The sequence below is a fragment of the Streptosporangium sp. NPDC051023 genome, from assembly GCF_040689595.1.
In the GTDB taxonomy this organism is placed as follows: Bacteria; Actinomycetota; Actinomycetes; order Streptosporangiales; family Streptosporangiaceae; genus Streptosporangium.
Window position 1 is genome coordinate 109,563 of the sequence record NZ_JBFBCE010000007.1, and the last position, 22,773, is coordinate 132,335.

The following is a 22,773-nucleotide window of genomic DNA, read 5'->3' on the forward strand; positions in this document are numbered from 1 at the left end:
ACAACATTCGAATGTCTCTTGACATTGCGAAACTTGGTAAGCATGGTGTGTGACCAGGACATTGCGGACGAGAGGAAGCACCGATGCGCATCGGAAACGTCGGGGGACGGGCGCTCCTGATCACCGGCGACAACGCCGGGATCGACATCGCCACTGTCAGCGGAGGCGCCTTCGGCCCGTCCATGCAGACGCTCTACGACCGGTGGGCCGACTTCCGCGCCTGGGCGGCGCGGGCACCGCTGGACGCGCAAGTGCGTCACTTCACCGCGGAGGAGATCGACGCCCCCGCGCCCTCGCCGCGGCAGGTCTTCGCGATCGGGCTCAACTACGCCGACCACGCCGGTGAGTCGGGCGTCGTCGTGCCCGAGGAGCCCGCGGTCTTCACGAAGTTCCCCACCGCGCTGACGGGGCCGGTCACCGAGGTCACCTTGCCCGAGGGCAACGTGGACTGGGAGGTCGAACTCGTGGTGGTCATCGGCCGCGAGGCACGAAACGTCTCGGAGGAGGACGCCTGGGACCACGTCGCGGGCGTGACCGTCGGCCAGGACCTCTCCGAACGGAAGCTCCAGCGCGTCGGCCCGCTGCCGCAGTTCAGCCTCGCCAAGTCCTATCCCGGCTTCGGCCCGATTGGACCGTTCCTGGTGACCGTCGACGAGCTCGAGGATCCCGACAACCTCGCCATCGGCTGCTCGGTCAACGGTGAGACGGTCCAGAAATCACGCACCCGCCACATGATCTTCTCGGTTCCGGTGCTCCTGGCCAAGCTGTCGGCCGTCGCGCCCCTGCTGCCCGGCGACGTCGTCTTCAGCGGTACGCCCTCCGGTGTCGGAGGCGCCCGCAAACCGCCGAGGTTCCTCGCGCCCGGGGACACGCTCGTGTCCTACGTGGAGAACGTCGGCCAGCTCACCCAGACCTTCGTCTCCGCCTAGGAGAAGGCATGGCACTTCACCGACTCAACTCCCTCACCGTCGGCGTACCGGATCTCGCCTCGACGATGGAGTACTACCGGGACTTCGGCCTGCGCCCCGAGACCGACGGGTGGCTGTCAACCCTCGACGGCGGCCGCCAGCTCCGCCTGGTCGCGACGCCGACACGCAGGCTCGTCGAGCTCGAGATCGGGGTGGACGACCCCGACGACATCGGCAGGATGACGCGGCGGCTGCGGGCTCTCGACCTCGACGTCAACGCGGACGGGGACCGGCTGTCCGTCCTGGAGCCGATCAGCGGCGTGCGTGTCGTGGCCTGGGTGACCGGCCGTCTCGTCCAGCCGCACCTGCCCGCCCCGCCGTACAACGCGCCCGGCGACCCGGCGCGCGGTTCGACGCGAGCCCCCGGAATCCTGCGGGACACACCGGTCCGTCCCCGCAAGCTCGGCCACGTCGTCATCGGCTCGGTCGACCAGCCCGCCACCGAACGCTTCTTCACCGACGGCGTCGGTCTCAAGGTCAGCGACGTGGTGCCCGGGACGGCAGCCTTCATGCGCTGCTCGAACGACCACCACAACGTGCTGGTCAGCCAGGCACCGGTCAACTTCCTGCACCACACCTCCTGGCAGGTCGACGACATCGACGAGATCGGCCGCGGTGCCACGGCGATGCTCCGGGAACATCCCGAACGCCACGTCTGGGGCCTCGGCAGGCACCACATCGGGTCGAACTTCTTCTGGTACCTCAAGGACCCCGCGGGGAACTTCGCCGAGTACTACTCCGACCTCGACTGCATCGTCGACGACGCGCTCTGGAAGCCCGAGGTGTGGGACGCCGCGCACAGCCTCTACAGCTGGGGCCCGCCGCCTCCGCCGTCCTTCATCGAACCCGACGACCTCGCCGCGTTGATGGCCGGCGCCCACCAAGCACCCTGATCAGCTCCAGGAAGTCTCCAGGAAGTACTGCCATGACTCACCTCACCACCGCGAGCTACGACGTCGTCGTCGTCGGAGCCGGGCCGGTCGGACTGGCCCTGACCCGGTTGCTGGCGATGAACCGTCACCGTGTCGCGCTCGTCGACCCCAACCGCATCGTGTGCCAGCACCCGAGGGCGACGCACCTCGACGACGAGACGATGCGCACCCTGCAGACGCTCGGCGCCGCGGACTTCGAACCGGGATTCCTCCGTCAGGAGAGCTGGCAACTGCGATCGGCGGACGGCTCGGTGTTCCTCGAGTTCGAGATGCCCGGCGACAACTCCGACCAGGGCTGGCGCGCGGACTACCAGTTCCACCAGCCCGACTTCGAGTCCCGGCTGCGGGGCCTGCTGGTCGACGAGCACGTCGACCTGCTGCTCGGCGTCGAGGTAACCGGCTTCACCCAGACCGACGACGCCGTCTCGGTACGGCTGCGCGATCGCCTCAGCGGCGAGGAGCGTCTCGTCGAGGCGGCCTACATGGTCGGCAGCGACGGGGCGAACTCCTTCGTCCGCCGGGCGACCGATGTCGAGGTTGAGGACCTCAAGGGCACCCAGCGCTCGCTCATCCTCGACATCCACCCCTACGAGCACCCGCGGAGCCTGCCAGAGAAGAGCGGCTTCATCCTCTGCGAGGATGAGCGGCCCGTCACCTACGTGCCGACCTTCCCGCCGAAACTGCGGTTCGAGTTCATGCTGAAGGACGGCGACGACGCCCAGGCGTTCGAGCACCCCGCCCGGACCTACGAGCTGCTCTCACGATGGCTGGCGCCGGGTTCCTACCGGATCCTGCGCACCGACGTCTACGAGTGGCACGCCCGGCTGGTGCACGGCTGGCGCCAGGGGCGCGTGCTGCTGGCCGGCGACGCCGCCCACGAGATGCCGCCGATGCTCGGCCAGGGGATGTGCTCCGGCCTGCGGGACGCGATGAACCTGGCGTGGAAGCTCAGCGCCGTTCTCTCCGGGGCCGACCGGGCGATCCTCGACACCTACGAGAGCGAACGCTCACCCCATGTGCGCCCCTACATCGTGGAGTCGGCGCGGCAGGCGAACCTGATCGAGGCCTTCGCCGACCCCGCGGCGCGTCCTGCCCCCGGGCCCGCCCAGGTCCTGGTGCGCCACCGCCCGCTGCTCGGCCCCGGTCTCGCGGCCGAGCCTGCCGACCCCGTCGGGCAGCTCAGCCCCCAGCCGCGCACCGCCGAGGGCACACTCCTCGACGACCTGGTCGGCTACCGGTTCCTCGTCGCCGGTGACCGTCCGACGATCGACGGGGTTTCGGACGCGACCCGTGCGACGTGGTCACGGCTGGGATTCTTCGTGCTCGACAATCCGCCCGCGGAGATGGCCGCCTGGCTGTCCTCCCACGGCGCCGACGCCGTCATCATCCGGCCCGACCGCTACACCCACACCGCCGTCTCCGGCTCCGCGGCCCTGGACAGCGCGACGCTCAAGCTGAGCGAGTGGCTCCTGCCCGCCCGGGCGACGGCATGAGAACGTACGCCACCGGGATGACCTGGGGAGAAGGGCCACGCTGGCACGACGGCGCGCTGTGGCTTTCCGACACCCAGGGGCGCAGGCTGTGGACCGACGCCGACGGCGCGTGGACCGCGACGCCGCTGGAGTCGGTGTCCAACGGTCTGTGGTTCCTGCCGGACGGCCGCCTGGTCGGCGCCATGATGGACGAGAAGCGGATCGGCGTGTGGAACGGCGAGCGCTGGGAGACCTACGCCGATCTCGCCCCGCTCGGGGTCGGCCCGCTCGGCGACCTCGTCGGCGACCTCGAAGGCAACCTCTACGTCGACGACGTCGCCTTCGCCGCCGCCCGCGGGGAGTCCCCCCGCCCCGGACGCGTCATCCTCGTCCGCGCGGACGGGACCACCGCGGTCGCGGCCGAGGACGTCGAGTTCCCCAACGGCCTCGCGTTCCTCGACGAGGGCGCGACCCTCGTCGTCGCCGAAACCTCCCGGCAGCGGCTCACAGCCTTCCGGGTCGCGGCCGACGGCACCCTGCACGACCGGCGTACCTACGCCGACATCGCCGGCCTGGCCGGCCCCGAGGCCAGGCCCGACGGCATCTGGCCCGCCGAGGACGGCCTCTGGGTGGCCACCACGACCGGGCAACTGGTCGTACGGCTCCGCGAGGGCGAACTCGTCGAGTCGGTGGACACCTCACCCGGCTATCCGATCGCGTGCTGCGTCGACGACCACGGCCGTCTCCTGGTGACCGTCGCGCACACCGAGGGGGCGCCCCTGTTCGACGCGCTCGCCCGCAAAGCGGTCAAAACCACAGCGGTCCTCGTTCACACCACCCCCCAACGCTGAATCCTGGAAGTCCTGTATGAACATCACTGCCACCAACCGGACGACCGTCACCACCACCCCGACCCGGCGCCGCCTGGCGTGCGCCGGCCTCGCCGCGGCGCTCCTGACCGCGCTGGCGGCGTGCGGCAACGACAGCGAAACGACCTCGAAGGCGGCAGGGCCCGCGTCGGAGGGCGGCAAGGCCGCGAAGGCGGCGATCACCGAGCTGGCGCGGCCCGCCGGAGAGGTGCCGAAGCTGGGCACGCCGTTCGACACCGCCGCGCTGGCCGGCAAGACGGTCTACTACGTACCGATCGCGCTCAAGGTGGGCCACTTCCCGCTCATCGAGAAGAACCTCACCGACGCCCTCGGCCGCGTCGGGGTCAAGCTTTACGCCTGCGACGGTCAGGGAAACCCGTCCGGCATCAGTTCCTGCCTCGACCAGGCGATCGCGGCCAAGCCCGCGGCCGTCATCACCGACTACATCCCCTACGAGATGGTGCCCACCGCCCTCGACCGGGTCCGTAAGAGCGGCATCCCCGTGTTCGTCGCGGGCGCGGCGGCCCCCGAGGGCACCGAGCAGTCGGCGGCCTTCGCCTTCGGCGACCCCGACCCGCAGGGGTTCGTCCTGATGGAGGGGATCGGCGACGCGGTCGTCGCGGATTCCGACGGAGACGCGCACATCCTGTTCCTCTCCGTGACCGACAGCGCCAGCACCCGGCGGGCGGGCGCGCACGCCGTCGCGCACCTCAAGGAGACCTGCGCCGGCTGCAAGGTCACCCTGAAGGAGGTGAGCCTCAGCCGGATGAAGGACGTTCCCTCGCTGGTGAGCAGCGCGCTCCTCACCGACCCGTCCATCGACTACGTGATCCCGCAGTACGACACCTACCTGGCGGCGGCCACCACCGGTCTCCAGTCGAGCGGGAAGGTCCGCGACGTCAAGATCTCCACCAGTGGCGCGACCCTGGCGGCGGTGCAGCAGGTGAAGACCAACAACCAGCTGATCGCGGTGGCCGGTGTCAACCCGCCGTACCTGGCGTGGACCATGGGCGACTCGGTGCTGCGGATGCTGGCCGGTCAGCAGCCACCGGCGGAGTACCCCTCGCTGGCGCGGGCCTTCACCAAGGACAACATCGGCGAGCTCGACCTGACCCCGGAGGCCGAGGTCAGCGGTAAGTGGTTCGGAGACCCGGGCGTCTTCCAGAAGGCCTTCACCGCCCTGTGGGGCGCACGGTGACCCCGGCGCCACCTCGCCTGGAGCTCGCGGGCCTGTCGAAGTCCTTCGGCGCCGTCCGTGCCCTCAACGACGTCAGCCTGACGGTCGGACAAGGTGAGGTGCACGGCCTGGTCGGCCAGAACGGCTCGGGGAAGTCCACGCTGGTCAAGATCCTCGCCGGGTATCACCCGCCGGACCGCGGGGGCCGGATCCTGGTCGACGGCCAGGCGCTCGCCACGCCGATCAGGCTGCGGGACCTCCGCGCGGCCGGCATCGCCATCGTGCACCAGGACTTCGGGCTGGTGCACGAGAAGTCGGTCGCCGAGAACATCGCCGTCGGATCCTTCACCGCGGGCCGGTGGTCGCGCAGGGTCGACTGGCGGGCGGAGGAAGGCCGGGCGGCCGAGCTCCTGGAGCGTCTCGACGCCACCTGGATCGACCCCACGCGGCCTGTGGGCGCGCTCGGCCCGGCCGACCGCTCGATCGTCGCCATCGCCCGCGCCCTGCGCATCCAGCGTCCCGGCGAGGGGCTGATCGTGCTGGACGAGTCGACCAGGGCGCTTCCGAAGGACGGTCTTGAGGACTTCTACCGGGTCCTGCGCAGCGTGGTCCAGCAGGGTGGCGCCGCCCTCATGATCTCCCACAACCTCGAGGAGATCAGGCAGGTCACCGACCGGATCACCGTGCTGAGGGACGGCGCCGTCATCGATGGAACCGTGGACACGGCCGGCACCTCGGAACAGGAGATCGCCCGCCGGATGCTCGGCCGGGTCGTGGAGCAGCGCGTCCACACCAGGAAGGAGACGTCCAGACTCGCACCCCCGATCACGGTGAGCGGCCTCACCGGGCGCGTGGTCGACGACGTGTCGATGGAGGTCTGGCCCGGTGAGGTCGTCGGGCTCATCGGCGTCGCGGGGGCGGGCTGGGACGAGGTGCCGTACCTGCTCTCCGGCGCACGCCGCCCGGCCCGCGGCTCCGTCAGGACCGGCACCGCAACCGTCGATCTCGCCCGAGCCCGCAGCGCCGACTGCATCGCAGCCGGCATCGCGCTGCTGCCCGAGCACCGCGTCGACGACGGCCTCGCGCTCACATTGCCGGTGGGCGAGAACATCACCCTCCCCCGCATCCGGCGCCGGAGCCGTCCCTGGGCCATCGGTCGCGAGTGGCAACGCTCCGAGATCGCCTCGGTCCTCGACGACCTCGATGTCCGGCCGCGCCGCCCCGAGATGCCTGTCGGGCAGCTCAGCGGCGGGAACCAGCAGAAGGTGATGCTCGGGAAATGGCTCGCGGGCCGACCGGAGTTGCTGGTCCTGCACGAGCCAACGCAGGCGGTCGACGTCGGCGCCCGCGAGGACATCCTGCGGGCCATCTCCGGGACGGCCCAACGGGGCGTCGCCGTCGTCGTCGCCTCCATCCAGCCCGCCGACCTGGCCGCGGTCTGCGACCGGGTGCTGATTTTCCGGGAGGGCCGGATCGACGGCGAGATCACCGCCCCCACCGAGGACGCCGTCATCGAGGCCGTGTACGCCGACCCCTCGTCCTCTCCGCGCAGAAAGGCCGCCCCGTGTCCCAGATGAAGCCACCCAGCGACGTCGCGGCGCCGCCCCGTCGGCCGGCGCCCGAACAGCGCGCCGCCGGCGGGCCGGAACCTCAGCGCTCCCCCGACAGCCGCCTTGACCTGCAGCGTTTCGCCAGCCGCTACGCGATCGTCGGGATCTGGATCCTCATGTGCGGCTTCTACACCGTGCTGATGCCCGGCACGTTCTTCCAAGCCTCGACCTTCCGTAGCATCTTCGCCTCCCAGCAGGCCCTGGTGTTCCTGGCGCTGGCCGCGATGATGACGTTCGTCGTCGGCGAGTTCGACCTGTCGATCGCCTCGGCGCTGGGCCTGTCGGCCACCCTCGTGCCGGTCCTGGCCGTCCTGCACGGCTGGAACCTGGTGCTCTCTTGCGTGGTCGCCGTGCTCGCGGCGGCCCTTGGCGGACTGCTCAACGGCTTCCTGGTCGTGAAGGTCGGCGTCCCCGCGCTCATCGTGACCCTGGGCAGCTCAACCCTCATGCTCGGGATCGCCTCGCTGGTCTCGCATCAGACGACCGTCTCGGGCCTGTCCCCCGGGTTCGCCGACATCACGTTGTACGAGGTGGCCGGGCTTCCGATCAGCTTCTTCTACGGGCTGGCCCTCGCGCTCGCGATCGGCTACGTGCTCACCTTCACCCCCCTCGGTCGGCACATGACCTTCGTCGGCGCCAACCGTGAGGTCGCCCGGCTCGCCGGCGTCGCCGTTGACCGCATCCGGCTCGGCGCCTTCGTCGCGGGCAGCACGCTCGCCGGAACCGGCGGGGTGTTGCTGGTCGCCTCGGTCGGCGGCTACGACTCGACCGTCTCCCCCACCTACCTCCTGCCGGCCTTCGCGGCGACCTTCCTCGGCACCGCCGTCGTACGGCCCGGCCGCTTCAACCCGATCGGCACGCTGGTGGCGATCTACTTCCTCGCCACCGGGATCCTCGGGCTGCAGATGCTCGGCTACACCGGGTGGATCGAGAACGCCTTCTACGGCACCGCGCTCATCATCGCCGTCTCCGTCGCCACCATCGTGCGCCGCCGTACGGCCTCGACCTGAGGACATCACCGTGCGCTACATCGCTCTCGAAGAGGCGTTCGCCATCCCCGAGCTGGCGGCCCGCCAGCCCGCCGTCCCCATGCGCATCCGCGTCACCGACGAATACGCCGAGATGTGCGGCCGCAAACTCGTCGACTTCGAGGAGTACCGCCTCCCCGAGATGGACGCCAACGGCATCGACGTCCAGGTGCTCTCGCTGACGGTTCCGGGCATCCAGGCCGACGTCGACCGGCGCAAGGCCGTGGACAACGCCGTGTTCGCCAACGACTTCCTCGCGGAGGTCACCGGCAGGCACCCGGCCAGGTTCCGCGGGTTCGCCGCGCTCCCGATGCAGGACCCCGGCGCCGCGGTGGCCGAGCTCGAACGCTGTGTGCGGCAGCTCGGCTTCGTCGGCGCCCTGGTCAACGACCACACGCAGGGCCGGTACCTGGACGATCCGGCGTACGAGGAGGTGTGGAGCGCGTTCGAGGAGCTCCAGGTGCCGCTCTACCTGCACCCGGGCTCGATCCCCGCCGACGACTGGCACGTCATGCGGGACCGGCCCGAGATGTACGGCGCGAGCTGGAGCTGGCAGGCGGAGACCGGGGGGCACGCGATGCGCCTGGTCTACGCGGGCGTGTTCGACCGGCATCCGCGAGCGACGCTCATCCTGGGTCACCTGGGCGAGTTCCTTCCCTTCCAGCGCTCACGCCTGGACTCCCGGTACCGGACACTGCGGGTGGAAACCCCGCTGCTGCGCATGCCGTCGGAGTACATCGGCACCAACATCGTGCTGACCACCAGTGGCGTGCTCGCTCCTGAGGCGATCGAGGCGGCGGTGCTCACCGCCGGTGCCGACGCGGTGATGTTCTCCGTCGACTATCCGTACGAGGACACCGCCGCGGCGGTGGCGTCGATCGAGAAGGCGAACCTCACCGAGGAGGTCAAGGAGAAGATCGCCCACCGCAACGCCCGCCGCGTGCTCGGCATCTGAACGCGCCCACCACCAGACATGACAAGAAGCAACGAACGGACCATTGACTGATGGAGCTCTACCAGCACCGATGGGCAGGCGAGAGCGATCTCGACCCGTTCGTGGTCAACGACCCCGCCGACGGGTCGGAGATCACCCGGGTTCGCCCGCACAGCACCGAGGAGATCGGCGCGGCCATCGCCCGCGTCGCCAAGGGGCAGGCGATCTGGGCCTCTCGGCCCCCGGCAGAACGGGCCAGGGCACTGCACGCCGTCGCCGACACACTCCGGGCCCACGCCGAGGAGATCGCACGGATCGAGACCAGGGAGAACGGCAAGCCTCTGGACCAGGCGCGCGGCGACGTGTTCGCCTGCATCGGCCTGTTCGACTTCTTCGCCGGGGCCATCGTGGCCGAACACGGCCAGGCCCGGCACACGCCGTTCTCGCTCGACACCACCGAGCTGGTGCCGTACGGCGTGGTCGGCGCGATCATCCCGTTCAACTGGCCGCCGATCCACACCGCGGGCAAGCTGGCGCCCGCCCTCGCGGCCGGCAACGCGGTCGTCCTCAAACCCGGCGAGCAGACCCCGATGACGCCGACCCGGATCTGCGAACTCGCCGCAGAAGCGCTCCCCGACGACGTGGTGTCGGTGGTGCACGGCGGGGCCGAGCAAGGCCGGTTCCTGGCAGCCCACCCGGGCATCGGGAAGATCGCCTTCACCGGGTCCCCGGGCGTGGGCCGAGAGATCATCAAGGTGGCGGCGGTCAACCACACCCCGACCCTGATGGAACTGGGCGGCAAGAACTGCCTGATCGTGTGTGAGGACGCCGACCTCCCCTCCGCGGTGGCCTGGGCCGTCGAGGGCGCCTTCTTCAACCAGGGCGAGGCCTGCACCGCCGCGTCGCGGATCCTGGTGCAGGAGTCCGTACACGACGAGTTCATGACGCTGCTCAACGAGGCCGTCGGCCGTCTGGTCGTCGGCTCCGGCGCCCGGCCGGGCACGCACGTCGGCCCGGTGGTCACCGCCGCCCAGCGTGACCGGATCCTGGAGTACATCGAGATCGGCACGTCCGAGGGCGCGACGATCAGCGCGCAGGCGCCCCTGCCGGCCGATCCCGAGCTCGCGGACGGCTACTACGTCGCCCCGACCGTCTTCGACGGGGTGACCCGTGACATGCGCATCGCCCGTGAGGAGATCTTCGGGCCGGTGACCGCGGTCCTCACGTTCGGCGACGACGCCGAGGCCGTCGAGATCGCCAACGACACCGACTACGGCCTCATCGCGGGCGTCTTCTCGGGTGACGTCTCCCGGGCGATCGCGATCTGCGGCGGTCTCGAGGTCGGCATGACCTTGGTCAACAACTACAACCGCGCGCTGACCGGCAGCCCCTTCGGGGGCATCAAGGCGAGCGGCTACGGCCGGGAGCACACATTGGAGACTCTGCGCGAGTACGGCTACGCCAAGCTGCTGCGCGTCCCGAACGGCAAGACGCCCGTCCCGCGCTGGCAGACCATCGAGGGGCTGGTGTCATGAGCAGGCCGGTGACGCACGTCGGCCGGGTGGCCGTCGTGACCGGCGGGGCACGCGGGTTCGGCGAGGCCATCGCCGTGGAGCTGGCGCACAGAGGCGCGACCGTCGCGGTCGTCGACCGTGACGACGCCGCCGGAACCGTGGCCAGGATCGAGGCGGCGGGCGGCACGGCGCTCGCCGTACAGGCCGACGTCGCGGACCCGGACTCGGTGACGGCGGCCACCACGCGGATCCTCCGGCGGTTCGGCCGGGCCGACATCCTGGTCAACAACGCCGGGATCATCGCCGTCGGGGACTTCTTCGACACCGACTACGACACCTGGCGGCGGGTGCACGCGGTGAACCTGGACTCGCAGTTCCTCATGGCCAGAGCCCTGGCCGGTTCCATGCGGCAGAACGGGTGGGGGCGCATCGTCAACATCGCCTCCAACACCCTCGGCCTGGCCGCCTCGCACCTCACCGCGTACATCGCGAGCAAGGGCGGGGTCGTCGGGTTCACCCGCGGCCTGGCCTCCGATCTCGCCGAATACGGCATCACGGTCAACGCCGTGGCCCCGACCGCGTCGCGCACGCCCGGCGGCGAGGCCGCCATCGCCGAGGAGCACCTGCAGCTGTCGGCGCAGATGCAGGCGATCAAACGGGTCGGCGAGGCCGGCGACATCGTCGGCGCGGTCTGCTTCCTCAGCGGCGACGACGCCGCGTTCATCACCGGCCAGACCCTCATGGTCGACGGTGGCTGGGTCAGGGCCTGAAAGCGCCCCCCACCTCAAGCTCCAAGGAGGAACATCCATGCCAGAAGCAGTGATCGTCGCGACCGCCCGGTCGCCGATCGGACGCGCCCGCAAGGGTTCGCTGACCGCGATGCGTCCCGACGACCTCGCCGTCCAGATGGTCGACGCGGCGCTGGCGAAGATCCCCGAACTCGACCGGCACCGGATCGACGACCTGATCCTGGGGTGCGCCCAACCGGCCGGCGAGTCGGGCCACAACCTGGCACGCGCGGTGGCGGTCCTGGCGGGCATGGACCACCTTCCCGGGGTCACGGTCAACCGCTACTGCTCCTCGAGCCTGCAGACCACCCGGATGGCGATGCACGCGATCAAGGCCGGTGAGGGCGACGTCTTCATCTCCGCGGGGGTGGAGACGGTCAGCCGCTACGGGCTCGGCATGGCCGACGACCTTCCCGGCACGCACAACCCGCGCATGGCCGACGCCGGAGACCATACCCAGGAGCGGATCGGCACCGCGGCGCCCTGGAGCGACCCCCGCGAATCCGGTGCGCTGCCCGACCTCTACATCGCCATGGGACAGACCGCCGAGAACGTCGCTCAGCACGCCGGGGTGTCGAGGCGCGAACAGGACGAGTTCGCCGTCCGCAGCCAGAACCTCGCCGAGAAGGCGATCACCAACGGGTTCTTCCAGCGAGAGATCAGCCCGGTCGCCCTTCCCGACGGCACCGTGGTCGACGCCGACGACGGGCCGCGGTCCGGCGTCACCCTGGAGGCGGTGAGCGCGCTGAATCCGGTCTTCCGTCCCGGCGGCACCGTCACCGCGGCCAACTGCTGCCCGCTCAACGACGGCGCGGCGGCCGTGGTCATCATGAGCGACGTCAGGGCTGCCGAACTGGGCCTGACCCCGCTGGCCAGGGTGGTCTCCACCGCGGTTTCCGGCCTGTCGCCCGAGATCATGGGCCTTGGCCCCGTCGAGGCCAGCCGGCGGGCGCTCGCACAGGCCGGAATGGGAGCCGACGACATCGACCTCGTCGAGATCAACGAGGCCTTCGCCGCCCAGGTGATTCCCTCCGCGCGGGCACTCGGGATCGACGAGGACAAACTAAACGTGAACGGCGGAGCCATCGCCCTCGGACATCCTTTCGGAATGACAGGGGCCCGGATCACGACCACGCTCATCAACTCCCTGCGCTTCCATGACAAGGAGGTCGGCCTGGAGACCATGTGCGTGGGTGGCGGGCAGGGGATGGCGATGGTCCTGGAGCGTCTCTCATGAGCACGCTGTCCTTCGACTACACCGGACAGGTGGTCCTGGTGACCGGTGGAGCGCGGGGAATCGGCCGCGCGATCGGCCGGTTCTTCGTCGACGCGGGCGCGGTCGTCTACCTGCTCGACTTCGACGGCGACCAGGTGGCCGCGACGGCGGCCGAGCTCGGCGCGCGGTGGGCCCGCTGCGACGTCGGCGAAACCGCCTCGGTGAACGCCGTCGTCGACTCGGTGGTCGAGCAGACCGGACGGCTGGACGTCCTCGTCAACAACGCGGGGATCCTCAGGGACTCGGTGCTGTGGAAGCTCACCGACGACGACTGGGAGCGGGTGATGGCCGTCCACGCCGGTGGCACCTTCCGCATGACGCGGGCTTGCGTGCCCCATCTACGGGCACGTGGCTACGGCAGAATCGTGAACGTCACCTCCTACTCCGGGCTGCGCGGAAACATCGGGCAGGCGAACTACGCCACGGCCAAGGCGGGCATCGTCGGCTTCACCAAGACCGCGGCCAAGGAACTGGCCCGCTTCGGGATCACGGTCAACGCCATCTCACCGAACGCCGAGACCCGCATGATCTCCTCCATGCCGCAGCGGAAGCGGGACGAACTCACGACCGGCATCCCCATGGGCCGGTTCGCGGACCCCTCCGAGATGTGCGCGGCCATCGGGTTCCTGGCATCCCCCGAGGCGGGGTACGTCACCGGCGCGGTCCTCCCCGTGGACGGAGGGTTGTCGATGTGACGACGCCGCCGTGAAGACGGCTTTCCGGTGCCGCGGCCGGGACGTCAGAACCCGGCGGAGTCAAGGGATGCCCGGGTCAGCGGAGCCGAAGGGTCGGCGGCCAGGCCGAGGGAGGAAGGCGGGATGTCCGCGGCGACCAGGAGGCCTCCGACGGCGGCGATCATCGCGCCGTTGTCGGTGCACAGGTGCGGGGGCGGGATCCGCAGCGTGATGCCCGCGGCGCCGCACCGCTCCGCGGCGACCTGCCGCAGCCTACGGTTGGCGGCGACCCCGCCCACGACCACGAGGGTGTCCACGTCGTGGGCCAGGCAGGCATCGACGGCCTTGCGGGTCAGCACGTCGACGACGGCCTCCTGGAACGAGGCCGCGACGTCCGGCACCGACAGTCCGGGACCGTCTCGCTCCACATGCCGGGCGACGGCGCTCTTGAGCCCGGAGAAGGAGAAGTCACAGCCGACGCCGAGCATCGCGCGGGGAAAGCCGATCGCCCCGGGGTCGCCGTCCCGGGCGGCGTGGTCGATGGCGGGGCCGCCGGGGTAGGTGAGCCCGAGGATCCTCGCGATCTTGTCGAACGCCTCGCCCGCGGCGTCGTCGCGGGTGTCACCGAGGTGGACGATCGGGTCGCGGGCCAGGTCGCCGAGCAGGAGCAGCGAGGTGTGGCCGCCGGAGACGATCAGCGCGACCGAGCGGGGCGGCAGCGGGCCGTGCTCCAGGGTGTCGGCGGCCACGTGCCCGGCCAGGTGGTGCACGCCATACAGTGGCCGCCCCCAGGCCAGCGCGTAGGCCTTCGCGGCGGCCAGCCCGGTCTGCAGCGCGGTCGCCAAGCCGGGACCCGAGGTGACCGCGACGGCGTCGATTTCGGACGGGCCGATCCCGGCCTGCCGGAAGGCGGCCTTCACGCAGGGGACCAGCGACTCCAGATGGGCGCGGGCGGCGATCTCCGGCACCACCCCGCCGAACCGTACGTGCTCCTCCATCGAGGAGGCCAGCGCGGCGCCGATGAGCCGCCCGTCGGCGACGATCCCGACGCCGGTCTCATCACACGAGGTCTCGATCCCCAGAACGACCGCCATGCCACCCTCTTGTTGCGACTAGCTTGCAACTACAAATAATAGGCAAAAAGATTCGCCGGTGACGTCAGGTCGCCGGAGGGATTTCAAGAGGCGAACAATGCGGACATGAGGGGATAAATATCCCCCCGACACCTCGGCCTGGTCGATTCGCTCGACAGGGACAGGCCAGGACAAACCGGCCACGCACCCAGACAGGGCTCCGCGGCAGCCGAGGGTGACATTTCACATACCGGCCCGGCCACTCTGGACTTACTAGGACGTCCAACTATATTTTCGTGGTGAAGGCCCGCGGTGCAGGGAAGCCGGTGTGAATCCGGCGCGGTCCCGCCACTGTGACCGGGAAGTGCGTCATCGCTTGGAATGAGGCCACTGGCGAAAGCTGGGAAGGCCGGATGACGTGCGCTGATCCGGGAGTCAGGATACCGGCCGCGGGTTGATCCGTGTTGTCCACGAGGATGGAGCGAACACGCATGGCATCGGTACGCGCTCGCGAGCCCGGAAACGTCCCGGCGGTGGAAGATCCCCCGCGCTGACGGCCCTGCTGCGCCTTGACCCATTCACCGGTTCCGCGCCGCCCACCGACGTGGCCGACACCGGCTTCGCCGTCGCCGACCAGGCCCTGCAGCTGCACGGCGGCTACGGCTACCTCACCGAGTACGACATCGAGAAGATCGTCCGCGACCTGCGGGTACACCGAATCCTGGAAGGAACGAACGAGATCATGCATGTCACCGTCGCCCGCGGGCCGGTCGGAGCCGCCTGATGAGCACTCAGCCGGACACCGGAATCGAGACTCTGGTCGTCGGCCGCCTCGGGCACATCATCCTGAACCGGCCGAAGGCTCTCAACGCCCTGACCCATGACATGGTCCGCCGCATCGACACCGTCCTGCGTGTGTGGGCCGACGACGACGCCGTCGCCGCGGTGCTCGTCAGCGGCGCGGGCGAGCGGGGCCTGTGCGCCGGGGGCGACATCCGCGCCATCTACCACGACGCCAGAGAGAAGGGCGATGCCTCAGCGGCGTTCTGGCGGGACGAGTATCGCCTCAATGCGCATATCGCCCGGTACGGCAAGCCGTACATCGCCCTGATGGACGGCATCGTCATGGGCGGCGGCGTCGGCGTCTCCGCGCACGGCTCCGTGCGGATCGTCACCGAACGCACCATCCTGGCCATGCCCGAGACCACCATCGGCCTCGTCCCCGATGTGGGAGGTACCTACCTGCTGTCGCGGGTGCCCGGCGAGCTGGGCACCCACCTGGCGCTGACCTCCGCCTCCATCGGCGCGGGCGACGCCGTGGCCTGCGGGCTGGCCGATCATTTCGTCCCGTCCGAGGACCTGGAGGCGCTCACCACCGAGCTGACCCGGCGGGACGTGGCCGAGACGGTCGCCTCCTTCGCCCGCCCCGTACCGCCCGGTGAACTGGCCGAGCAGCGCGGGTGGATCGACGCCTGCTACGCCGCCGACACGGTGGAGGAGATCGTGGAACGGCTGCTCGACAGCGGTGAGAGCGCCGCCAAGGAGGCGGCCGAGCGGATCGGCGGCAAGTCGCCGACGGCGCTGAAGGCCACCCTGCGGGCCCTGCGCCTGGCCAGCGGACTCGGCTCGCTGGAGGAGGCGCTGGACCAGGAGTACCGGACCTCCCGCGCGGCATTCGCGGAACCCGATCTGGTTGAGGGCATCCGGGCCCAGGTGATCGACAAGGACCGCTCCCCCAGATGGTCACCGGCCTCCCTCGAAGAGGTGACCGAGCGCGACGTGGACCGGTTCTTCGCACCCCTGGGCGAGCAGGAACTCGGACTGTCGGGAGGGCTTCGGTGACGATCGCCTTCGTCGGCTTGGGCAACATGGGCGGGCGACCGGGACTCCGGGCGACGCGAGGTGGAGAACACGCGTGCGGTGGCCGCCACAGGCCGCCGCACGCTCGCGCCAGGCAGCGCTTCCGCCCGGTTCGTAATACAGCTGCGAGCCAGGTTCCCCCGACGCCCTCCTGCTCGTATACTGGTCGCATTACGAACTACTTCCGAACATAGGTCGCATAAGAGGTGTCATGACGATCGCGATCGGACTCGTCATCCACGCGAGTCATCGCACCGTCTTCGAAGAGGCGGCCCGCACCCTCTCCGGCGTGCACCTGGAGTGGGTCACCTACCGGCACGAGGACGAGATACAGCCCCTGGTCCGGGAGTTCCTCGGCCGCGAACGGCAGGTGGACGGACTGCTGCTCGGCAAGGTCCCCTTCGTCAGGTCCCGCGAGCTGCTCCCGGCCGACCTGCCGGTCACGGTCGTCACGTCCGCCGGTCTCGACCTGTCCGTCGCGTTCTTCAAAGCGGCGGCCCGCGGCCGGCAGGCGGTCCCGGTCAGCATCGACACCTTCGACCAGGAGACGGTCGACGAGGTCGTCCAGGCGCTCAACCTCGACCGGAGCCAGGTCGCCTGCCTGCCGTACAACCCGCGGCAGAGCGTCGAGGAGGTCGTGGACTTCCACCGCCGCTTCATGGAACGAACCGGCGCCGCCTACGCCATCAGCCTGCGCACCGCGGTCACCGCCCGGCTGGCCGACTCGGTTCCGGTGATGAACGCGCTCTACGGTCCGATCACGATCCGGACGAACCTTCACGAACTCGCGCTGCGCATCCAGTCCCGGCAGGCCAACGCGTCGAGATTCGCCGCGGGCGTCTTCCGCGTGGTCACCCAGGACGCCCAGGCCGACCTGGACCGTGTCCGCATCGGGTTGATGAACCTGCTGGTCAACACGCCCGAGTTCGGCGACGCGTGGATCGAGAACCGGGACCGGCGCGGCGTCGTGGTCTTCGCGCACAAGGCGCTGTTCGAACACGCCACCCAGAACTGGATCTCCCTTCCCATCCTCGGCCAGGCCCGGGAGACGCTCGGCATACGCCTGGCCGCCGGATTCGGCATCGGTGTCTCGGCCCGCACCTGTGTGCAACTGGCCGAACGGGCGGTGGCACGGGCGGAGCAGGAGAACGTCCCCTCGGCGTATCTGGTTCAGGACAACGGGATCATCATCGGCCCGATGAGCGGCGGCTCGGCGAACCCCCTCGCCTTCACCTACCGCGACCACGGCGGAGACCTTGAGGAGCTCGCCCGCCGCGCCGGTCTGAGCCCGGCGACCCTGTCCCGGCTCGCCGCCCTCGAACGCAGCCTTGAGGGACGGCTCATCTCACCCAGCGATCTCGCCGGTTCCCTCGGGATCACCGACCCGAGCGGGCGCAGGCTGATCCGCAAACTCAACGAGTCCGGCCTGGTCACCGAGGAAGGCAGCGAGCAGATGCACCGTAAGGGCCGCCCGACACGGCTCTATCGCCTGAGCATCGGCAGCGCTCGCACGGACGAGGCCACGCCTTCCTGAAAAGACCCCGCGCGTGTTGAAAGCCCTAGGAGGATCAGTGTCCTACGATCTGCTGCTGGCCGGCGGCGAGGTCATCGACGTCGGTGGCGGCCACGTCGGCCGGTACGACGTCGCGGTGCGCGGCGGCCGGATAGCCGCGGTGGCCCCCGATCTGCCCCGGCACGAGGCTCGCGAGGTGATCGACGCCGGCGGCAGGCTGATCACACCCGGTCTGATCGACATGCACACGCACATACATCCCGAGGCCACCTACTGGGGAATCGATCCGGACCCCGTCGCCTGGTACACCGGGGTCACCACGTGGGTCGACGCAGGCTCGGCAGGGGCCTACAACGTCGAATCCCTGCGCTCGGCGGTCCGCGACCTCCAGGTACGCGTCGTGGCGCTGCTCAACATCTCCGCGGTAGGCCTGACCGCTCCGGACGGGGAGAACCGGGAACTGGCCAACTGCGACGTCGACCTCGCCGCGTCGACCCTGGCGGCCAACCGCGACCTGCTCGTCGGGGTGAAGGTCCGCATGGACGGCAAGTCGGTTGGCCGGAACGGGCTGGAGCCGCTGCGCCGGGCGATCGCGGTGGCCGAGACGGGCGGCGTCCCGGTGATGGTCCACATCGGCGTCGCCCCGCCCACCGTGGACGAGGTCCTGGGACTGCTGCGCCCCGGCGACATCGTCACGCACTGCGCGAGCGGGCTGGCCAGCGGCATGCTCGACCAGGACGGCATCTCACCCGCGGTGGTCGAGGCGCATGCGGCGGGCGTTCTGTTCGACATCGGACACGGGTCCGGCGGCTTCGCGTTCGACGTGCTCGAAGCGCAACTGAAGGCCGGCGTGGTGCCGTACACGATCTCCTCGGACCTGCACGCCCGCTCCCTGTACGGGCCCGTGTTCGACCTGCCCACGACGATGACGAAGCTCCTCGCCGTCGGCCTGCCCATCGAGCGGGTGGTCGCGGCGGCCACCGCCCATCCGGCCCGGGCGCTGAACCTGCCCGACGGGGCCGGCACGCTGACCGTCGGCGCCCGCGCCGACCTCGCCGTCTTCACGGTGGAGGAAGGCGACTTCGAGGTGGTGGACGTGCACCGGCAGCGCCGCGTCTCCGACCGGCGGCTGGTCAACGAGGTCACCTACGTCGCCGGACGTCCGCTGCCGCCCCGGCTCCCATCACGGCCGAAGCCGTGGATCCCGCTCACCGACGCGCAGCACGAGGCGTTGCGCCTTCGCGACCAGCGGGTCCGCGACCTGCTCTCCACTCCGCTCGTCGGGCCGGAAGGGCTTGCCGAGCAGTTCCCCCGATTCCCCACCGATCCCACCCCGTCCTCAGGAGGATGACCCGATATGCCCAAGCAGACAATCAGCACCCCCGACGCGGCTCCGCCCGGCGGGCCGTACTCGCAGGCCGTCGTCGCCGGCGACCACGTCTATCTCGCCGGGGCCTGCCCGGTGCTCCCCGACGGCACGTGGGTGCGTGAGTCGTTCGCCGAACAGGCCCGCCTCGCCTTCACCAACCTGGCTCAGGTCGCCAAGGCGGCCGGGGCGGACCTGTCGCAGGCGGTCCGGGTAGGGGTTTATCTGCGGGACTTCGCCCACTTTCCCGAGATGAATGAGATCTACGTGGAGTTCTTCGGCACGGAGAACCTCCCGGTCCGCACCACCATTCCGGTGGCGCTCAACGGCTTCGACATCGAGGTCGACGCGATCCTCTACACGGGAGACTGATCCATCTCACCGGCCGCCGCGAGGGCCGCCAAGGCCCCGCGGCGGCTCCGGTCCGCCGGTCCTGCTCGGCCACGGGCGGCGCGGCCGGCCCGTCCGATGTGCCGCTGCCGTAGCCGAGCTTTGGCTCGCAGGGCCACCAGTGTCGGCTCACCGCGGAACTGGAGCGGATCGCCGTCGGCCTCCAGCCGGGCCACCTGCCGTGCGGACTGTGATCGCCGCGGACGATCGTTCCACGGGCGGGCCGTGACCTCTCAGAGAGCCGGGTCGGCGGAGGAAGGTGACAGCTGCCGAGGCCGGATGCTCCTGCGGGCGAGGTTGCGGGCAGGGCGCCAGGTGGCGACCAGGGCTGCGGCGAGCAGCAGCTCGGCGATATCGCCGCCGTAGTACATGATCTCCGCACCCCCACGGATCTGGGCGACGGAGGCGTCCACCTCGACGAAGTAGCCGTCGTACAGGAGCCGGGAGACAACGGCGTGGGCGGCGACGGCGATGCCGAGCACCACCAGCCGGGCAGAGGCGCCTGGACGGTGGGGGGCAGGGTCGGCTCCCGCGATGGCCCAGGCGAACACGAACCCCGCCAGCAGGGCGTGGATCTGCAGCAACCGGTGGAGAACCGGCTGACCGGCGGCGGCGTTGTACAGCGGCGTGAAGTACAGCACGGCCAGGCCGCCGCTGCTCAGGAGCAGGGCGGTGATCGGATGGGACAGCACGCCCAGTGGCCGGCTGCGCAGGAGGCGGGTCAGCTGCCGGGCCAGGGTGGCGGGCAGGGCTCGCAGCAGCGTGCTGACGGGGGCGCTCAGCACCAGGGCCAGGGGCGCGTACATCCCGATCAGCAGGTCCTGGAACATGTGGCCGCGGAAGTCACGGTGGGCGAACGAGGCCATCGGCGGCAGCAGCGCGATGCCCAACAGGAGGCATCCGGTCAGGAAGGCCGCGGCCCGCCAACGGTCCGCGGGCCGGGATCCGGTACGCCGCCGCGCCCGGCGACCGAGCAGCAGGTAGCCGACCGCGAGCAGCGTCACCCCTGCCACCGGTAGCAGCATCTCCCACGGACCGCTCCCGTGGTCGTGCGTGGGCCCGTACATCAGACGTTCCTCAGCCGGTCGGAACCGCTGCCGGGGGCGGCCGATTCGGGGTCGAAAGGCGTGCCGCCGCGCCGCAGCAGGTATCCGGCGACCGTCAGCACGGCCCCCAGAACCAGGAAGCCGATGTCCCACCAGAGCCGGTAGGGGCCATGGTGAACATGGTGGACGCCCAGGATGTGGTGGCCGAGGACGCCTTCGACGAGGTTGAACAGTCCCCATCCGGTCAGTACCCAGCCCCACAGCGTCCGAGACGTCCACACCTGGCGCCTGTGACGGGGAACTCGCGCGTACACGATGGCCAGACCGGCCAGCACGGCCAGCCAGCGCACGGTGTGGAGGATCCCGTCCCACGCGGTGTTCATCTCCAGCCCCGGAACGGTGAAGGGCGAGTAGTACGTCGCCCCCGTGTCGGTGCTGCTGAGCATGTGATGCCATTGAAGAAGCTGGTGCAGCAGGATCCCGTCGACGAACCCGCCCAGCCCCACTCCCAGCACGATCCCGGGCAGCTGCAGGTCCGTCGGACCGGCACTCGCTGTGGCCCGTTCGGCAGCGATGGACATGGCCTCTCCTGACTCCTACCGGAAATACCGCTGAAACGCCGGGAACGTCATCGTGACGATGCTCGCGTCCAACCGCCCCGTGCAGGAGTCGGTGCATGTCGAGTTCACCGCGAACCAGGCCGCACGCCGATGATCCGTATCCGTGACGGGCGGGCCCGTTCCCCCGGCAGCCGAGACGCCGATCCGTGGTCCTAGCGCCCCGTGGTCCTACCGTCCCGTGTTCCTACCGTCCCGTGTGACGGCCTTCACCGGCGCCGGCGGCACCCGCCCGCCCGGCGCGAAATGAATTCGGTGGCTCTGTCGCAGTCATCAGCAAGACCCCCAAATCCCTCAGGGTCGTTCTGTGTCCGAACTACTCACACTGTAGCTTGGCGGCTTTTCACAGGAGCGAGGTGGGGCGGCACCGGGCGGAGAACCCGTCCATCCAGCCCATCCCCCGTGCGCCGCCCCGGTCTCGGGGAGCCTGCCCGGGACCCACGCGTCCAGGTCCCGGGCGGCGCGTCCTCAGCGGAGGACGTCGCCTCGGCGGTCGAAGTCGCACAGGTCGGAACGGGTGGGAAGCCCCTCCCAGTCGCCCGAGACGGTTACCGCGAAGGCGCCGGTCTTGGTGGCGGTCGAGAGCCTGCCCCGTGGATCGACGCCGCTCACGAGTTCGCTCAGGTACCCCGCGGCGAAGGCGTCTCCCGCTCCGACGGGGTCGACCGCCGTCACGACCTCGGCGTCCTGGAGATACAGCTCGTCGTCGATGACGGACACGCTGCCCGCGGCTCCAAGTTTGATCATGACCTGGCGCGGCCCGAGGGACGACAGCGCACGCGCGCAGTCAGCCGGCGTGGCCTCGTCCACGATGAGCTGCGCCTCCTCGTGCGTGGAGAACAACACGTCGGCCCGCTTGACGAGCGGGTCGAGGGCCGCCGCGGCCGTACGCGGATCCCACAGCGCGCTGCGGTAGTTCAGGTCGAGTGAGACGATGACACCGTGGGCCTTGGCGATCTCGACCGCCGCCGTCACCGCCGCGGCGGGATCGTCACCGAGTGCCGGTGTGATGCCGGTGACGTGCAGCACCTTCGCCTCGCGGATCACCGCCTCGTCGATGTCGTCGACGCACAGGTGTGAACCCGCGCTGGCGGCCCTGACATAGGTGACCCGCACCTTGCCCGCGGCCCCGACGGTCTTGAGCATCATCCCGGTGGGCGCGAAGTCGCGCACGCACGAACTCGAGACGCCCTCGGCCTGCAGTTCGCGCACGATGACGTCACCGATCTCGTCGTCACCGACGCGGCCGATCCAGTGCGTGCGCAGACCCAGCCTGGAGGCGCCGATGGCGAGATTGGTCTCGGCGCCGCCGAAGCCGAGACGCAGCAACGGCTTGCGCAGCAACGGACCGGGCTCAATCGGCGTGAGCAGCCCCATCGCCTCACCGAGTGTCACAAGGTCGGCCGTCATCGACGTGCCCGTCCCGTGCCCTCGACAGGCGCGTCCACCGTACGAGCCGCGTGCTCGGACGAGGGGGCGCGGAGGATGGCGACGACACCGGTGGTGACGATCTGTGCTGGAGCCGCTGTGCGCTCCATGGTCCCGATCATGGTGAACTTCCTTCAGGGGAACGTGCGGACGAGTCGGCCGCGTCGACGGCGGGGACGGTGCGGTGCCTTCCGGGGAAGGCGCGCGGGGGGACACCGAGGCGCGTCGTGCCCCCCGG

22 protein-coding genes and 1 riboswitch are annotated in these 22,773 nt (G+C 70.3%); of the genes, 17 read left to right on the forward strand and 5 right to left on the reverse strand.

Features of this window, described 5'->3' with window-relative positions; translation table 11 throughout:
• The first annotated feature begins 83 nt into the window (after positions 1-83).
• Genes AB0395_RS06790 through AB0395_RS06845 form a run of 12 tightly spaced genes read left to right on the forward strand, consistent with a single transcriptional unit; the run spans position 84 to position 13,263 of the window.
• Complete coding sequence (locus tag AB0395_RS06790; protein WP_366277746.1) at positions 84-929, forward strand: fumarylacetoacetate hydrolase family protein; 846 nt, start codon at positions 84-86, stop codon at positions 927-929.
• An 8-nt stretch (positions 930-937) separates the two neighbouring features.
• Positions 938-1,861, forward strand: coding sequence for a VOC family protein (locus AB0395_RS06795; RefSeq protein WP_366277747.1), 924 nt, complete (start codon positions 938-940; stop codon positions 1,859-1,861).
• Between the two features lie 32 nt (positions 1,862-1,893).
• Entirely contained in the window at positions 1,894-3,393 is a 1,500-nt protein-coding gene (locus tag AB0395_RS06800; protein WP_366277749.1) for a bifunctional 3-(3-hydroxy-phenyl)propionate/3-hydroxycinnamic acid hydroxylase, read from the forward strand.
• Positions 3,390-4,223 carry an SMP-30/gluconolactonase/LRE family protein gene (locus AB0395_RS06805; protein WP_366277750.1) on the forward strand — a complete coding sequence of 278 codons (834 nt, stop codon included), beginning with the start codon at positions 3,390-3,392 and terminating at the stop codon, positions 4,221-4,223. The genes AB0395_RS06800 and AB0395_RS06805 overlap by 4 nt, the downstream gene beginning before the upstream one ends.
• Positions 4,224-4,239: 16 nt before the next feature.
• On the forward strand, positions 4,240-5,439 hold the full coding sequence (locus AB0395_RS06810; RefSeq protein ID WP_366277751.1) for a substrate-binding domain-containing protein: 1,200 nt from the start codon (positions 4,240-4,242) through the stop codon (positions 5,437-5,439).
• Positions 5,436-6,995 (forward strand): sugar ABC transporter ATP-binding protein, encoded by a 1,560-nt coding sequence (locus AB0395_RS06815; protein ID WP_366277753.1) that lies wholly within the window; start codon positions 5,436-5,438, stop codon positions 6,993-6,995. Before AB0395_RS06810 ends, AB0395_RS06815 begins: the two co-directional genes overlap by 4 nt.
• The gene (locus AB0395_RS06820) at positions 6,992-8,038 is read left to right on the forward strand and encodes an ABC transporter permease (RefSeq protein WP_366277755.1); all 1,047 of its coding nucleotides are present in this window, start codon (positions 6,992-6,994) and stop codon (positions 8,036-8,038) included. The genes AB0395_RS06815 and AB0395_RS06820 overlap by 4 nt, the downstream gene beginning before the upstream one ends.
• Before the next feature lie 10 nt (positions 8,039-8,048).
• Positions 8,049-9,011, forward strand: a complete 963-nt coding sequence (locus tag AB0395_RS06825) for an amidohydrolase family protein (protein WP_366277757.1) — start codon at positions 8,049-8,051, stop codon at positions 9,009-9,011.
• A 50-nt stretch (positions 9,012-9,061) separates the two neighbouring features.
• Positions 9,062-10,525: an aldehyde dehydrogenase family protein gene (locus AB0395_RS06830; protein WP_366277758.1), complete on the forward strand. Its 1,464-nt coding sequence runs from the start codon at positions 9,062-9,064 to the stop codon at positions 10,523-10,525.
• Positions 10,522-11,274, forward strand: coding sequence for an SDR family oxidoreductase (locus tag AB0395_RS06835; protein ID WP_366277759.1), 753 nt, complete (start codon positions 10,522-10,524; stop codon positions 11,272-11,274). Before AB0395_RS06830 ends, AB0395_RS06835 begins: the two co-directional genes overlap by 4 nt.
• Before the next feature lie 37 nt (positions 11,275-11,311).
• A complete protein-coding gene (locus AB0395_RS06840) occupies positions 11,312-12,529 on the forward strand; it encodes an acetyl-CoA C-acetyltransferase (RefSeq protein WP_366277761.1) in 1,218 nt (405 codons plus the stop codon).
• Positions 12,526-13,263 (forward strand): SDR family NAD(P)-dependent oxidoreductase, encoded by a 738-nt coding sequence (locus tag AB0395_RS06845; protein ID WP_366277762.1) that lies wholly within the window; start codon positions 12,526-12,528, stop codon positions 13,261-13,263. Before AB0395_RS06840 ends, AB0395_RS06845 begins: the two co-directional genes overlap by 4 nt.
• 44 nt (positions 13,264-13,307) lie before the next feature.
• Here AB0395_RS06845 and tsaD read toward each other — a convergent pair whose 3' ends face one another.
• Complete coding sequence (gene tsaD, locus AB0395_RS06850; RefSeq protein ID WP_366277764.1) at positions 13,308-14,336, reverse strand: tRNA (adenosine(37)-N6)-threonylcarbamoyltransferase complex transferase subunit TsaD; 1,029 nt, start codon at positions 14,334-14,336, stop codon at positions 13,308-13,310.
• Between the two features lie 259 nt (positions 14,337-14,595).
• Positions 14,596-14,782, forward strand: a riboswitch (cobalamin riboswitch).
• Here tsaD and AB0395_RS06855 point away from each other — a divergent pair.
• From AB0395_RS06855 to AB0395_RS06875, 5 genes are all read left to right on the forward strand, one after another.
• Entirely contained in the window at positions 14,770-15,099 is a 330-nt protein-coding gene (locus tag AB0395_RS06855) for an acyl-CoA dehydrogenase family protein (protein ID WP_366277766.1), read from the forward strand. It overlaps the preceding riboswitch by 13 nt.
• Positions 15,099-16,157: an enoyl-CoA hydratase/isomerase family protein gene (locus AB0395_RS06860; protein ID WP_366277767.1), complete on the forward strand. Its 1,059-nt coding sequence runs from the start codon at positions 15,099-15,101 to the stop codon at positions 16,155-16,157. The genes AB0395_RS06855 and AB0395_RS06860 overlap by 1 nt, the downstream gene beginning before the upstream one ends.
• Before the next feature lie 229 nt (positions 16,158-16,386).
• A complete protein-coding gene (locus AB0395_RS06865) occupies positions 16,387-17,709 on the forward strand; it encodes a hypothetical protein (RefSeq protein WP_366277768.1) in 1,323 nt (440 codons plus the stop codon).
• A gap of 37 nt (positions 17,710-17,746) precedes the next feature.
• Complete coding sequence (locus tag AB0395_RS06870) at positions 17,747-19,039, forward strand: amidohydrolase/deacetylase family metallohydrolase (protein ID WP_366277770.1); 1,293 nt, start codon at positions 17,747-17,749, stop codon at positions 19,037-19,039.
• Between the two features lie 6 nt (positions 19,040-19,045).
• The gene (locus AB0395_RS06875; RefSeq protein WP_366277772.1) at positions 19,046-19,426 is read left to right on the forward strand and encodes a RidA family protein; all 381 of its coding nucleotides are present in this window, start codon (positions 19,046-19,048) and stop codon (positions 19,424-19,426) included.
• Positions 19,427-19,677: 251 nt separating this feature from the next.
• Here AB0395_RS06875 and AB0395_RS06880 read toward each other — a convergent pair whose 3' ends face one another.
• The 4 genes from AB0395_RS06880 to AB0395_RS06895 form a co-directional block, all read right to left on the reverse strand.
• Positions 19,678-20,511, reverse strand: coding sequence for a cytochrome c oxidase assembly protein (locus tag AB0395_RS06880; RefSeq protein ID WP_366277774.1), 834 nt, complete (start codon positions 20,509-20,511; stop codon positions 19,678-19,680).
• Entirely contained in the window at positions 20,511-21,071 is a 561-nt protein-coding gene (locus tag AB0395_RS06885; protein WP_366277776.1) for a DUF2243 domain-containing protein, read from the reverse strand. The genes AB0395_RS06880 and AB0395_RS06885 overlap by 1 nt, the downstream gene beginning before the upstream one ends.
• 504 nt (positions 21,072-21,575) lie before the next feature.
• Positions 21,576-22,517: a sugar kinase gene (locus AB0395_RS06890; protein ID WP_366277778.1), complete on the reverse strand. Its 942-nt coding sequence runs from the start codon at positions 22,515-22,517 to the stop codon at positions 21,576-21,578.
• Entirely contained in the window at positions 22,514-22,657 is a 144-nt protein-coding gene (locus AB0395_RS06895; RefSeq protein WP_366277779.1) for a hypothetical protein, read from the reverse strand. The genes AB0395_RS06890 and AB0395_RS06895 overlap by 4 nt, the downstream gene beginning before the upstream one ends.
• Between the last annotated feature and the right edge of the window lie 116 nt (positions 22,658-22,773).